The organism is Acidobacteriota bacterium, assembly GCA_039028635.1.
GTDB lineage: Bacteria > Acidobacteriota > Thermoanaerobaculia > Multivoradales > JBCCEF01 > JBCCEF01.
The window spans coordinates 88,830-103,610 of sequence record JBCCHV010000010.1; the positions used below are offsets into that span (position 1 = coordinate 88,830).

Genomic DNA, 14,781 nt, shown 5'->3' on the forward strand with positions numbered 1-14,781 from the left:
CTTAGGGTGTCGCAACGATTTCCGTGCCGTCAAGAGATGGAAAGAGGCCCGCTGGCGAGCTTCTGGAATGTCTCGCCTGCCCGGACGGTTGCTTCGGGACTCCGGAGGAGGCGAATCGCCTTTGTCCTGAACCCTTCCTCTGGGAGAATCCCCGCGGGAGGATTCGATGCTCGAAGTCGACAACATTCACAAGAGCTTTACCCTCGGTGGCGAGACCGTCGAAGTGCTGCGCGGCGTCACCTTTCAACTGCAGGCCGGCGAAGCCCTGGCGGTGATCGGTCCGTCCGGCTCCGGCAAGAGCACGCTGCTGCATCTGCTCGGCACCCTCGACCAGCCGACCGCCGGCAGCTTCCGCCTCGACGGTGACGATCCGTCGAAGCTCAGCGAGCCACAGCTGGCGCGCTTCCGCAATCAGCGCATCGGCTTCATCTTTCAAGAGCACCGGCTGTTGCCCCAGTACTCGGTGCTCGAGAACGTCTTGCTGCCGACCTTCGCCTTTCCGGGGGACCGCGAAGGCCAACTGGCGCGAGCGCGACAGCTCCTCGACCGGGTCGGCCTGAGCCCGCGCTTGAACCACCGGCCGGCGGAGCTCTCGGGTGGCGAGCGCCAGCGGGTGGCGGTGGCCCGGGCGCTGATCCAGAAGCCGCGCCTGCTGCTCTGTGACGAGCCCACCGGCAGCCTCGACGGCGCCACCGCCACCGCCGTCGCCGATCTCCTCTTCGAGCTCCACCGCGAAGAAGACAACGTGCTGGTGGTGGTCACTCACAGCCGCGAGCTGGCGGAGCGCTGCGAGCGCACCTGCCGGTTGACGGAAGGCCGATGCTCCGCGGCCTGAAGCATTTCTGGCGTTCGCAGCTCGCCGTGGTGGCCGGTACCGCGGTGGCGACGGCGGTGCTCACCGGCGCCCTGGTGGTCGGCGACTCGATGCGCCAGAGCCTGCGGCAGCTGACCGAAGACCGCCTCGGGGCGATCGAGCAGGCGCTGATCGTGCCGACGCAGCTCCGGCGAGAGGTCGCCCAAGAGCTCGAGACCGCCATCGCCGACGAGACCGCCGAGGTGGTGCCGGCGGTCGTCCTGCGAGGTACGGCCGAAGACCCGGAGTCTCAGCGGCGCGCCTCCCGCGTCGGCATTTACGGCATCGACGAGAACTTCGGAGATCTGTTCGCGGACAGCGCTGCCCTGCTCGCCGGCATCGCGCGCCAGAGCGGCCAGATCTTCGCTCCGGCGGTGCTCAACCGCGCCCTGGCGGACGAGCTCGGAGTCGCCGTCGGCGAAGCCCTGCTGCTGTCCTTCGAGGGCCGCCAGGAGATTCCCCAAGAGACGCTGGTCGGCGGCGCCGACTCCGACGAAACGCTCGAAGCGGTGCGGGTGACGGTGGCCGCCATCCTGCCGAATCGCGGCCCGGGCCGCTTCGGTCTGACTCCATCCCAGGAGCTACCGCGCTCCGCCTTCGTCCCCCTGCGCACCCTGCAGCGGGCCGCCAATCGCAATCCGCGCGACGACCGGGACGATTGGATCAACGCCTTGTTCGTGACCGGTGCCGTTTCCCCGCAGGCGCTCGACAGCGCCGTGCGCCAGGCCTTCTCCCTCGAGGATCTCGGCCTTTCGGTGAGCCGCGACGGCGAACGCCTGATCGTCGAGAGTCGCGACTTCGTGCTGCGGCCCGCCATCGCCGAAGAAGTGGTCGCAGTCGCCGCCGCCGACAGCCAGCCGCTGCTGAGCTATCTCGCCAACGAGCTGGTGATCGGCGACCGCTCGGCCTCCTACGCCACGGTGGCAGCGCTCCAGACCCCGGTGGCGCCGTCCTTTGGCGAGCTCACCCTGGTCGGCGGCGCCGCCGCGCCAGCCCTCACCGGCAACCAGATCCTGCTCGACGCCTGGCTCGCCGAGGACCTGGCGGCCGAGGCCGGCGACGCCCTGACCCTGAGCTACTACGCCGTCGGCCCGCGGGACGAGCTGATCACCCGCCAGGCCGACTTCGAGGTCGCCGGCGTGGTGCAGCTCGACGGCTTGGCGGTGGACCAGCGGCTGACACCGGAGTTTCCGGGCATCGCCGAGGCCGGCGACATCGCCTCTTGGGACCCACCCTTTCCGGTGGATCTCGACGCCGTCACCGCCCGCGACGAGGACTACTGGGATCTCCATCGAGCCGCCCCCAAAGCCTTCGTCTCACTGGCCACCGGCCAGCGCCTGTGGAGCAATCGCTTCGGCCAACTGACGGCGTTGCGCCTCGCCGCGGGCGAAGGCGCCGGCGGGGCAGCGGCCATCGAGGCAAGACTGCGGGACGAGCTGCCGGCGCGCTTCCCCCTCGAGCCCGCCGGCCTGGTCTTCCGCTCGCTGAAGCAGGAAGGTCTCGAGGGCTCTGCCGGAGCGACCGATTTCACCGGCCTGTTCCTCGGCTTCAGCATGTTCCTGATCGCCTCCGCGGCCTTGCTGGTAGCCTTGCTCTTCCGCCTGGCGGTCGAGAACCGAGCCCCCGAGTGGGGTCTTCGTTTGGCCGTCGGCTTTCCCCTCAAGACAGTGCGTCGGCAGGTGCTCACCGAGGGTCTCGGCCTGGCTCTGCTGGGCGTCCTCCTCGGTACCGGCCTCGCCATCGCCTACGCGGCGGCGCTGCTGCGCGCGTTGGCGAGCTGGTGGTCACCGATCGTCGATTCGCCGTTTCTTACCCTCGCCGTCAACCCGCTGACTCTGATCGCCGGAGCCCTGGCTTCGCTGCTGTTGGTGGCTCTGGTGCTCTTCGGCACCGTACGGCGCATGGGCCGTCAGCGCACCCTCGCCCTCCTCGCCGGACGCTGGGGGCGAGAAGGAGCCTCGCCGCGCCGATCTTCCCGCGCCCGCCGCGGCGCCCTGGTCGGCCTGGTGCTCGCAATTCTGATGATCGCCCTGGGACTGGCCCAGGACGAGCCTTCGCCGGCCCTCTTCTTCGGCGTTGGAGCCGCCCTCTGCGGCGCCGGCTTCGCCGCCTTCGCCGCCTGGAGCCGCGATCGCCGCCGACCGCTGACCGCCGGCCACCTCGCCAATCTGGCGGCGCGCAACAGCGCCGCCAACCCCGGCCGCAGCTTGCTGAGCGTCATCCTGGTGGGCTGCGCCTGTTTCGTGTTGGTGAGCGTCACGGCCAATCGCAAGGCGACGCCGGAAGAAGGCGCCGAGGGTACCGGCGGTTACGGCCTGGTCGCCGAGACGGACGTTCCGATCCGGCGCGATCCCACCCGCTTCGAGAGTCTCGAGGCGATGGGCTGGGGCCCCGAAGAGGCGGCCCGCGTCGCCGAGGCGGGACTCTTCCCGTTCCGCTTGCTGCCCGGCGAGGACGCCAGCTGTCTCAACCTCTACAAGCCCGAGAGCCCGCGAGTGCTGGGCGCGCCGGCGGCCTTCCGGGAGCGCGGCGGGTTCCACTTCCGCAGCGCCCTCGAGGAAGTCGAGAATCCCTGGTCCTTGCTCGCCAAAGACTACGGACCGGGGGTGGTGCCGGCGATCGGCGACTACGCCTCGGTGCGCTGGATTCTCCAGCTCGCCCAGGGCGACGACCTGGTGATGGAGGACGAGCACGGCGAGGAGGTGCGGCTGCGCATCGTGGCGCAGCTCGAGGGCAGCTTCTTCCAGAGCGAGCTGATCGTCGCCGAGGAGCGCCTCCTCGAGCACTTCCCGAGCCGCGGCGGCTTTTCCTACTTCGTCATCGAAGACGGCTCGCCGGAGCTGCTGGCGCAGCTCGAAGGGGGCTTTTCCGACTACGGCTTCGACGGCCAGGCGACGCGCGACAAGATCGCCACCTACCAGGCGGTCGAAAACATGTACCTGACCACCTTCCAGGCCCTCGGCGGCCTCGGCCTGTTGCTCGGCACTCTGGGTCTGGCGATCGTCATGGTGCGCAACGTCCTCGAGCGGCGCGGCGAGTTGGCGGCGCTGCGCGCCTTCGGTTTCCGGCGCTCTCGGCTCGCCCGCCTGGTGGCGACGGAGAATGCCCTGCTGCTCGCCATCGGCATGGTGATCGGCAGCGTCGCCGGCCTGGCCGCGGTCGCTCCGCACCTGTTGGCAGGCCACGGCAGTACCCCCTGGAGCTCGCTGGCCGGACTGCTGGCGGGCATCTTCTCGGTCGGCATGGTGGCCGGTCTGGTGGCTGCCTTCGGCAGCCTGAGGATTCCCTTGCTGGAGACCTTGAAACGGGAGTGACGGTAGGGCCGGAGTGATGGCCGGGGCCACCTCGCTGTCGGCAACGAAAAGAAAAGAGGCTCGACCCGGGCACCGTTTTCCGGGTCGAGCCAAGCCTCGCGCCCGAGGAGGATTCGGGAAGCGAAGACTCACGGCGAGGTGACGCAGGCCGGCTGGCCCCTCGGAGCTTCGATGCCGCGAGACTCCGCACGGCCCTGCCACCTCGGAGCCGAGGCTCCAGCCCGTTAGTGCCGAGCCACCGCCACAGGGTTTAGCCCGACCTCGAGAAACAAAGCGGGCTCCCAACCCAAAGGTCGGGAGCCCGCGATCGAACGGAGCGTCGCTATCGGCGTTTCCGCCGATGGTCGACGCTCACTCCATCAATTCACTCAACCGCTTCAGTTCGAGATCGCTGGCGGCGGCCAGCCGCGGAGCGAGGGCGTCGGCGACGTCCGCCGAGTCCGGCATGCGACGCAGCGCCTTGGTCAACATCGACCATTCGGCTTCGTCGGCGACGGCGGCACGATCGAGGATTGCTCCGATGGCGGGCTGGCCGATCTGAGCCAGGGCCACCGCCGCCGGAGTGATGTCCTCGAAAGCGTCGACATCGGGTCGCACGAACTCGTCGCCGATGTGCGAGATCAACAGCGCCGTCGACCCCGAATCACGCAGCGTTCCGAGCAGGCGAATGGCCTGCAGCGGAGTCGCGAACTCCTCGCCCGCCTGGGCCGGGCGACCGACCATGCGGCGCAGCATCTTGGCCAGGTCGTCGCGGCTGCCGCCGTTGAGGGTTCCGCTCGCATCCCAGTCGACCACTTCGGCGGCGGCGGCCATACGCTCCGCCGCCGTCCCCGAGAACAGGCGCTTGAGGATCGAGTCGACGTCGTAGGCGACCTCGATCCGGTTGGGGGCCGGACCGCCGGTGGGAATGGCCGCCTGCCGACTGCAGTCGAGGGTGCCGACACCCATCCGGTTGCCTTGACCCAGGCCGTTGAGCTGCCAGCTATTGCCGTCGCAGAAGACGCGCGTGCTGGCATTCCAGCGCTGAATGTCGGAACCGCGCACGCCATCGACGTTGAGCCACTCTTCGAAGGTCAGGCAGTTGATGATGAAGAGCCCATTGTTGCTGGTCGGCGTGCAGGCGCTGCCCACCGAAAGACCCGGCACATCGAGAACGAAAACCCCGCACCCCGGAGGCCCATCGAGATCGTGATCCTCGTCGAGCTCGTTGGGGTCGTCGTCGCAGCCACCCTGGGGACAATCCAGATTCGGTTCCGGTTGGAACTGCGCCTGACCCGGACCGGTGAGCTGCAGGAAGCCAACGGTGCCCTGGCGATCGCGCTTGAAGTCGAAGTCGCACCTCAGGTTCGGATCGCAGGGCGTCACCTTGCCCTTGATCTCCATGTTCTTGAACCATCCGACCGTGCCCGGTGGATTGTTCGGCGACACCGGTCCCAGCGTCGGGAGTCCGAAGTTGCCGTCGGTGACCGCCGGGGCGTTGAACATGGGATCGAGGGTGCCGGAATTGCGCCAGATGAGATCCACCTCGATCACCGACAGATCCGTCGTCTGCGAGCAGCTATTGCCCTGCGGATCGGTGTAGGTCACCTTGAGCTCGACGTCATCCGCCTGCTGGCTGGTGGCCGTGCCCTTGACCGACACGCTCGACTGATTGTTCGCCCCTTCGATCGAGGCCCGGTTGCCGCCCTGGGGAATGCTCCACTGGAAGCTTCCACCGGACGGGTTGCCGGAGGCGTTGAAGGTGCGCATACGGTTGCGCGCCACGCAGGCCGGCGGTTGCGAAATCGACACCGAGCAGCCGCCGGGGCCGCAGTCCGATGTCGAGGTGCCGGCTTCTGGGTTGTTGACATTGAAGTTTGTGCCGAACCCCAATCCTGTGAAGGTCGAACCGGAGCCGGCCACCGAGATCGGCTGATCGCAGCAGTCGGTTTGCTCGACCGAGGCGAAGAGCAGGCCTTCCGACGGCGGCCCCTGCGGCGTGACCTCGGCACACGGTCCACCGGTCACCACCAGGGTGTCGGTGCTACCGGAGGTGAAGTTGTCACCACCGCCGCCGAAGCAGAAGTCGATGACGAAGGCGAACCCGCTGCGCCCCGGGATCTCGAGCCCCGAGGTGATTCGCAGGCAGAAGAGCGGGAAGCTCCAGCCCTGGAGATCACAGCGGAAGTAGATGAAGAGATCGACATCGAGATAGAAGGACAGCACGAAGGCCCCGATATCGGCCCGCTGCCCCAGGTTCAAGCCCTGCAGCACGGCATCGCCGATCTCTCCCGTATCGGGATCGAAGATCAGCGCCACCTGCCAGTGGAAGCGCACCAGGTCGAGCTTGATACGGCAGTAGATGGCGATGTTGAGATTGGCCTCCACCGGCTCCACCAATCGGCCACCGGCCATCGCCTTGTCGAGCACCACGACGTTCTCTCCGGACACCACCGTCAGCGGTCCTTCGCGCAGGGTGAAGTCCTGGAAGAAGACCGCCGGCTGGGGAGCGCTCGGAGCGCCCCGCGGTCCGAGCTGATCGGTGGGCTGCTGCTCGGCCATCAGGTTACGAGTCAGCAAGCTGGCCGAGCCTGGGGCCCGGATGTTGATCGGCAAGCTGACGCTGCGACCGGACGGATCCCTCACCACCAGGTTGATCGGCCCGAGGGGCGCATTGTCGAACACCTGGAGAATGGCGTTGGTGCGATTGGCGCGACTGTTGTCGAGACCGAAGATGCGCACCCGGCCGGACTGCGAGGGCGACACCGTGACGTTGCGCAGGTTGTGGCCCACCAACGACAGCACGTAGGCATTGCCACGCTCCGGCTCTGCCGGGGTCCAGGTGTCGACCAGGGGACCCGCCGGCAGCACCCGGAAAGGCACCCCTTCCTCGCCGGCGCTGTTGGTCACCAGCAGGTTGTAGAAGTCGAGGACCCGCGTATCGCTGGCGTCGACCCGCACCGTCATCTGGGTGCCGTTGCCGTTGATGCTCTCCACCGACACCGGCGGGAAGATGCGCGTCATCGGGTCCGACGGATCCGGCGCCTCGTCCGGCACCGACACCGTCGCGCCCTGGAAGTTGGCACCGCTCAAGGTCAGGAAATGGACCCCGCCGTGGACGATGGTGTCCGGCGACACGCTGTCGATGACGGGCTCGCCCACCGGTGGCTGGTCGGTCACCGTGAGCTGTGCCGTATCCGAGCGACTGATACCTCCGCCGCTGCCGGTGATGGTCAGGGTGCGAGTCACCAGCGGCGTCGAGCTGCTGGTCGTGACCTCGAGCGTCGAGCTGTTCCCCGGCGTCACCGTCGCCGGCGTGAAGGTGTGGCTGGTGCCCGTCGGCAAACCGCTGATCGAGAGACTCACCCCGGTGCTGAACCCGTTGACCGGATTCACCGACACCGTGTAGATGGCCGACTGACCGCGCTGGACACTGCGCGCCGAAGGCGAAACGTCGACGGTGAAGTCCTGATTTCCGATCACCACCAGGCGAGTGGTGTCGGTGCGGGTCAAACCACCCCCGGTTCCGGTGACGGTCAGGGTTCGCGTCACCAGCGGTGTCGACGCCGTGGTCGTCACGCGCAGCGTCGAGGTGCTGCCCGGCGACACGTTGACCGGCGTGAAGGTGTGGCTGGTCCCTCCGGGCAGGCCGCTCAGTGAGAGCGCGACGCTCGAGCTGAAGCCGAACTGGCCGGAAACCGCCACGGTATAGGTGGTCGCCTGACCACGCTGCACGGTGCGCGTCCCCGGCGACACATTGACCACGAAGCTCGGCGCTTTGGTCTCCGCCGTGGCGAAGAAGGAGTAGCGCGACACCCCGTTGACGAACAGCCGAATCTCGCTGGTGACGGTGCCGAGCCCGGCAGCGTCGAAGCGCAGCTGGAAGGTTCTCGAGGCACCCGGCGCGACGTTGGTCACCTGGTTGTTCTGGGCGTGGAAGGCGGCCGGATCGCTGCCGTTGCTGGAGATCGAGATCGGCGCGATGGTGAGCGGCTGATCGCCGCCGTTGGTGGCCGTGAAGGTGCGCACGATCTGCTGGCCGACACCGGTGTCCCCGAAGTCGAAGGTCGAGCCCTGGGCCACCGTCGTGCCGCCCTGGCGCAGCTGGATGATCGGGCCGATGGCGTCGTTGACGGTCCAGTTCGCCGTGAAGCGATAAGGGTTCGGGCTGGGATCGTCGGAGGTCACCGAGATGACGCTCGCGCGACCGCCCTCGTTGTCGCCGGAGAAGCGCAGAGTGAAGTTGCGGCTGCCTCCGGCCGGCACCGTCGACGGCGGACTGGTGGCGATGCTCACCTCGTTGCCGGTCCAGGTCACCCCGCCGACGTTGAGGGTGGCGTTGCCGGTGTTGGTGATGGTGAAGGTCGCCAACAGGTCGTCGCCGAAGTCCGTCGCTCCGAGACTGACGCTGCCGTCGGGGGAAATGGTCGCGCTGTTGCGCTTCAGCACCATGTTGGGCGCTGGCGCAGGATTGGCGGTGCCGCGGACGTCGAACTCGAAGTCCGAAACGCCGCCGACGAACAGCCGCACCCGGTTGGTCCGCGTGCCGACACTGTCGGCCTCGAAGCGCAGCGTGAAGGTGGCGCTGTTGCCGGGAGCGACGTTGTTGACGTTGTTGCTGTCGACGGAGAAGGAGATTGGATTGCCAGTGCCACCGGCAAAGCCGATCGGCGCAATCGTCAGGTTCTGATCACCGCCATTGGTCACCGTGAAGGTGCGCACCAGATCGCTGCCGACGGTGGTGGTGCCGAAGTTGACCAGGTCATTGCGTTGGATCGTCGTGCCACCCTGGCGCAGCTCGATCACCGGACCGATCGGCGCCGTCGCCGTTGCCCGCGCGAAGAAGCTGTAGGTCGGCACCCCGTTGACCAGAAGGCGGATCTCGTTGGTCACGGTGCCGGCACCGGTCGAGGTGTAGGTGGCGTCGAAGCCGCCCGTTCCGCCCGGCGGGATCACCCCGATGTCGGCGTTCGAGGTGGTGAATCGGCCGGGATCGAAGGCGTTGCTCGAAACCGACAAGTGGGAGACGTTGATCGCCGTCGAGCCGACATTGACCAACGTGATGGGGCGCGTCAGGTCGACCCCGACCGGCGTGCTGCCGAAGTCGTAGGTGGAGCCGTCGGGAATGACCGTGCTGCCCTGTCGGAACTGGATCTGGGCATTCGCCGAACCGGCGAGCGCCACGCTGGCGACAAGAAGAACCCAAGCCAAACGATGTTTCATCCTGGTGCTACCTCCAGTCTGGCCCCTCGGTGAAGTGGACCGTCCTCCGAGAGGTCCCGGAAGGCGATCCCGATGACACGGATGCTCAATTCAAATACCGAGATTGAACCGAAAAGGTTTATCGGCACAAAGACGTATATTCAGAATTCTTCGATGAAAATAAGTCGACGACGCCAATAAGCAGGCCAGATTCGATGATTTGTGGCTCGCGATGCGGCGCGTCAGATTCAATTCCGAACGGAGTGCCGACCATCCAGAAGCAGGGCGGGCTCCCATCCGTAAGGGACGGAAGCCCGCCGTTGAACGGGGTCCTCGCGAGAGGGTCCCGGACTACCGGAAGATCACTCCATCAGCTCGCTCAAGCGCTTCTCCTCGAGGTCGCTGGCGTGGAGCATGCGCATTTCCACCGCGTCGGCGACATCGGCCGGATCCGGCATGCGGCGCAGCGCCTTGGTCAGCTCCGCCCATTCGGGCTCACTGGCCACTGCCGCCTGATCGAGGATCGGCTCGATGGCGGGAACCCCGATCTGGGCCAGGGACGAGGCCGCCGGCGTGATCGGTGCGAGTCCCGAGAACTCCGAGCGGGTGAACTCGTCGAGGACACGGTCGATCAGCAGGGGCACCGCTTCCTCGGCCTTCAGGGTGCCGAGGAGGCGGACCGCCAGGAAAGGCTTCGAGAAGGGCACGTTGCCGCCCCAGCGCTTCTTGGCGAAGTTGATCAGGTTGCCGATCAGCTTGGTGCGCGGGTTGCCGGTCAGCTTGCCCGAGGCGTCCCAGGCCTGGACCATCGCCGCCCCCTCCATCCGCTGGTATTGCTCGGCCGAGCGCAGCAGCGTCAGGATTCCGGCCCGGCTATAGCTCTCGTCGGCCTGCACCGGCGACGGCGCGGTGGGGAACACCGCCTGGCGGCTGCAGTCGAGAACCCCCTGTCCCATCTGGTTGCCCTGACCGCCAGGATGGGCCTGCCAGCTGACGCCGTCACAGGCCACTCGCGTGCTGGCGAACCAAGGCAGATTCGGGGTGACCCGCACTCCGTCGACGTTGAGCCACTCGTCGAAGCTCATGCAGTTGAGCAACAACCCCTGGGGCAGGGTGGGCCCACCACAGGTGAATCCGGGACGTCCGCCGGCCGAGTCCAAGACGAAGACCGCGCAGCTCGGACCCGGATCCATGTCGAGATCCTCGTCGTTGTTCGTCAGGTCGTCGTCGCAGCCACCCTGGGGGCAATCGATGCCCTGCTCGGCGAAGAAGATGGGCGGACGGTCGGGATAGACCGCCAGGTGACCGGCGGTACCCTGCCGATCGCGCTTGAAGTCGAAGTCGCAACGCAGCTCTGGATCACACGGTGTGATCCGCCCCTTGACCTGCATGTTCTTGTACCAGCCGGTGGTCCCCGGGGGGAGTCCAGGAGAGACCGGTCCGAGCTTCGGGAGTCCCTGGGTCGGGTCGAGCCAAATATCGGCCGCCGGATCGAGGACGCCGAAGTCCTTATAGGTCAGCTCGATGTCGATGACCGACAGCTCCGTCGTCTTGGCGCAGAGGTTGCCCGAGGGATCCGTGTAGGTGACCCGCAGCCGAACATCGTCCGCCGACTGACTGGCGGCGTTGCCCTTCACCGAGACACTCGACTGGTCGTTCGCCCCCTGAATCGAGGCGCTGCTTCCGCCCGCCTCGATGCTCCATTGGTAGTTGCCGCCGGAAGGTGTTCCGGAGGCGTTGTAGGTGCGCATGCGGTTGCGTGCGATACAGGCTGGCGGCTGACTGATACTGACCGAACAGGGGCCACCACACAGGGGCGACGTTCGCCCCGCCTCCGGGTTGAAAGTATTGAAGTTGGGTAACCCGAAACTGAATCCTGTGAAGGTCGACCCGGAGCCGCTCACGGCGATCGGCTGCTCGCAGCAATCGGTCTGCTCGACCTCGGCGAAGACCAAGCCCTCCGAGGGCGGCCCCTGCTGCGTGACCTCGGCGCAGGGTCCGCCGGTGACCACCAGGGTGTCTGTGCTGCCGGAGGTGAAGTCATCCCCACCGCCGCCGAAGCAGAAGTCGATCACGAAAGCGAAACCGCCCCGGCCCGGTATCTCCAACCCCGAGGTGATCCGCAGGCAGAAGAGCGGGAAGCTCCAGCCTTGGAAGTCACATCGGAAGTAGATGGTCAGATCGACGTCGAGGTAGAAGGACAAGACGAAGGCACCGATCGAGACCCGGCTGCCGAGGCCCAGCCCCTGGAGCACCGCATCGCCGATCCTCCCGGTGTCGGGATCGAAGATCAACGCCACCTGACAGTGGAAGCGCACCAGGTTGAGGGTCAAGCGACAGTAGATGGCGATTCCGAGCGATTCTTCGCCTCCCTCCATCAGCCCCGCCCGGGCCGGCGCGAGGGCCGGATCGAGCACCACCACGTTCTCTCCGTCGACCACCGTCAAGGGAGCCGCCCGCTGGGTGAAGTCCTGGAAGTAGACGGCCGGTTGGGGGGATCCGTCCCGCGGTTGGGTCGGCCCCGGGTTGAGGGTCGTCGGTGGCGACTGCTCGGCCATCAGGTTGCGAGTCAACAGCCTGGCCGCTCCCGGAGCCCGAACGGTGATCGGCAGGGTCACGGTGCGACCGGACGGATCCCGCACGATCAGATTCAAGGGCCCGAGAGGTGCATTCGGGAAGACCTCGAGAATCGCGTTGAGGCGGTTGGACCGACTGTTGTCCATGCCGAAGATGCGCACCCGGCCACCCTGCGAAGGCGACACCGTGGCGTTTCTCAGGTTGTGTCCCACCAGCGAGAGAACGTAGGCGTCACCGCGCTCCGGCTCACCCGGAGTCCAGGTGTCGACCAGCGGTCCCGGCGGCAGAACCCGGAAGGGGATCCCATCCTCGCCGGAGGAGTTGGTCACCAACAGGTTGTAGAAGTCGATGATGCGCGTATCGGTCGCGTCGACCCGCACCACCATCGAGGTGCCGGCGCCGTTGATGCTCTGCACCGACACCGTCGGGAACCAGCGCTGCACCGGATCGTTGGGATCCGGAGCCTGGCTCGGAATCGACACCGAGGAGCCTTGGAAGTTGGCACCCTGGAGGGTCAAGAAGCTCACCCCTCCGTGGATGATGGTCTCCGGTGAGACATTGTTGATCACCGGCACACCGGCGGGCGGTGTGTCCGTCACCGTCAGCTCGGCGGTGTCGCTGCGACTCACTCCTCCAGCACTGCCGGTGATGGTGAGCGTCCGGCTGCCCAGGGGAGTCGACGAGCTGGTCGTGACCTCGAGCGTCGAGGTGTTGCCCGGGGTCACCGTCACCGGCGTGAAGGTGTGGCTGGCCCCGGCCGGAAGCCCGGAGAGGGACAGAGTGACTCCGGTGCTGAAGCCGTTGATCGGATTCACCGCGACCGTGTAAGTGGTCGAGCTCCCGCGCTGCACCGAACGGGCCGAGGGATTCACGTCCACCGTGAAGTCCTGGTCGCCGACCACCGTGAGCTGGGCCGTGTCGGTGCGGGTCAAGCCACCGCCGGTGCCGGTCACGGTCAGGGTTCGCGTCACCAGAGGTGTCGACGAGGTGGTCGTCACCCGCAGCGTCGAGCTCGATCCCGGCGACACGTTCACCGGCGTGAAGGTGTGGCTGGTCGATCCCGGCAGACCACTCAACGACAGCGCCACGTTCGAGCTAAAGCCGAACTGACCGTTGACCGTCACCGTGTAGGTCGTGGCCTGACCACGCTCGACCGTCCGGGAGCCCGGCGAAACGTTGACCGTGAAGGAAGGCGGTCGCGTCTCCGCCAGAGCGAAGAACGAGAAGCGTGAGACCCCGCCCACGAACAGGCGAATCTCGCTCGTCACCTCGCCCAGACCGGCCGCATCGAAGACCAGTTGGAAGGTCGCCGAAGCTCCAGGCTGGATGTTCTGGACATTGTTGTTCTGAGAGCCGAAGGAAGCCGGATCGGACGTATGGCTCGAGATCGAGATCCAAGAGATGGTCAGCGGCTGGTCGCCGGCATTGGTCGCCGTGAAGGTGCGCGTAAGCTGCTGTCCCAAGCCGGTGTCACCGAAGTCGAAGGTCGATCCGCCATTGATCGTCGTGCCTCCCTGGCGCAACTGGATGATCGGTCCGATGGCATCGTCGACCGTCCAGTTGGCGGTGAACTGGTAGGGGTTCGGGTTGGGATCGTCGGACGCCACCGAGATCACACTCGAGCGCGGTCCTTCCGTCGACGCCGCGAAGCGCAGCGTGAAGTTGCGGCTCTGCCCCTGAGGCACCGTCGCCGGCGGGCTGGTGGCGATGCTGACCTCGTCGCCGGTCCAGGTCACCGCCCCCATATGGAGGGTGGCATCGCCGTTGTTGGTGATGGTGAAGGTCTCCAGGATCTCGTCGCCGAACTCCGTCGAGCCCAGGCTCACGCTCCCGGTGTGGCTGATGGTGGTGCCGTTGCGCTTCAGCACCATGTTCGGTGCCGGCGCCGGGTTGACCGTGCCGGTGACGTCGAACTCGAAGTTCGAGGTGCCGTTGACGAACAGGCGCACGAGGTTGGTGACGCTGGCCACGGTGTCCGCTTCGAGGCGCAGATCGAAGGTCGCGCTGTTGCCCGGCGTCACGTTCTGGACGTTGTTGTTCTCGGGCGAGAAGATGATCGGGTTGCTGCCGTCACCGCCCATTCCGATGTGGCTGATGGTCAGGTTCTGGTCACCGCTGTTGGTCACCGTGAAGGTGCGAACCACGTCCGTTCCGAGGACCGTCGAGCCGAAGGCGTAGGTGTCGTTCCGATGGATGACCGTGCCGCCTTGACGCAGCTCGATCACCGGGCCGATCGGCTCCGTCGCCGTCGCCTGGGCGAAGAAGCTGTAGGTCGGCACCCCACCGACCAGCAGGCGGATCTCGTTGCTCACGGTCCCCGCACCGGTCGACGTGTAGGTGGCGTCGAAGCCACCGCTGTCGCCGGGGTTGAGCAGCCCGATATCGATGTTCGAGAGGACGAACCTCCCCGGGTCGTTGGCGTTGTACGACACCGACGTGTGGGAGACGTTGATCGGCGACGAGCCGACGTTGACGATCGTGATCGGCTTGGTCAGATCGACCCCGATCGGCGTGCTACCGAAGTTGTAGGTGGAGCCGTTGGGAATGACGGTTCCCCCTTGTCGGAACTGGATCTGGGCGGCCGCGGGTACGGCCGTCAGCAGTGCGGCGGCGAACAATGGAATCCAAGGCAAGCGAACTCTCATCCTGGTGCTACCTCCGGGTTGGGCCCCATGCATGAAAAGCGGGCCGGCCCCGAAGAGCCCTCCGGTCGCCGACCCGACGACACAACTGGTTGTATGCATAGAGGTACTGCGGGCTCACCGGAAGGTTTAGTGACGCATGAGATTATTTGCACAAAACAGTTTTACTGCAAACAAAGAGATCCCTTAAGGGCGCTCAAGACCGATCCGGGAG

The 14,781-nt window shown here is 66.7% G+C and carries 4 protein-coding genes; 2 read left to right on the plus strand and 2 right to left on the minus strand.

Annotated features, from left to right (window positions below; genetic code table 11):
- Nucleotides 1-166 precede the first annotated feature (166 nt).
- The gene (locus tag AAF604_06485; protein MEM7049286.1) at nt 167-835 is read left to right on the plus strand and encodes an ABC transporter ATP-binding protein; all 669 of its coding nucleotides are present in this window, start codon (nt 167-169) and stop codon (nt 833-835) included.
- The gene (locus tag AAF604_06490) at nt 820-4,167 is read left to right on the plus strand and encodes an ABC transporter permease (protein MEM7049287.1); all 3,348 of its coding nucleotides are present in this window, start codon (nt 820-822) and stop codon (nt 4,165-4,167) included. Before AAF604_06485 ends, AAF604_06490 begins: the two co-directional genes overlap by 16 nt.
- Before the next feature lie 351 nt (nt 4,168-4,518).
- On the opposite strand, the gene AAF604_06495 is transcribed toward AAF604_06490, so the two are convergent.
- A complete protein-coding gene (locus AAF604_06495) occupies nt 4,519-9,369 on the minus strand; it encodes a choice-of-anchor D domain-containing protein (GenBank protein ID MEM7049288.1) in 4,851 nt (1,616 codons plus the stop codon).
- Nucleotides 9,370-9,710: 341 nt separating this feature from the next.
- A complete protein-coding gene (locus tag AAF604_06500) occupies nt 9,711-14,570 on the minus strand; it encodes a choice-of-anchor D domain-containing protein (GenBank protein ID MEM7049289.1) in 4,860 nt (1,619 codons plus the stop codon).
- Nucleotides 14,571-14,781 lie beyond the last annotated feature (211 nt).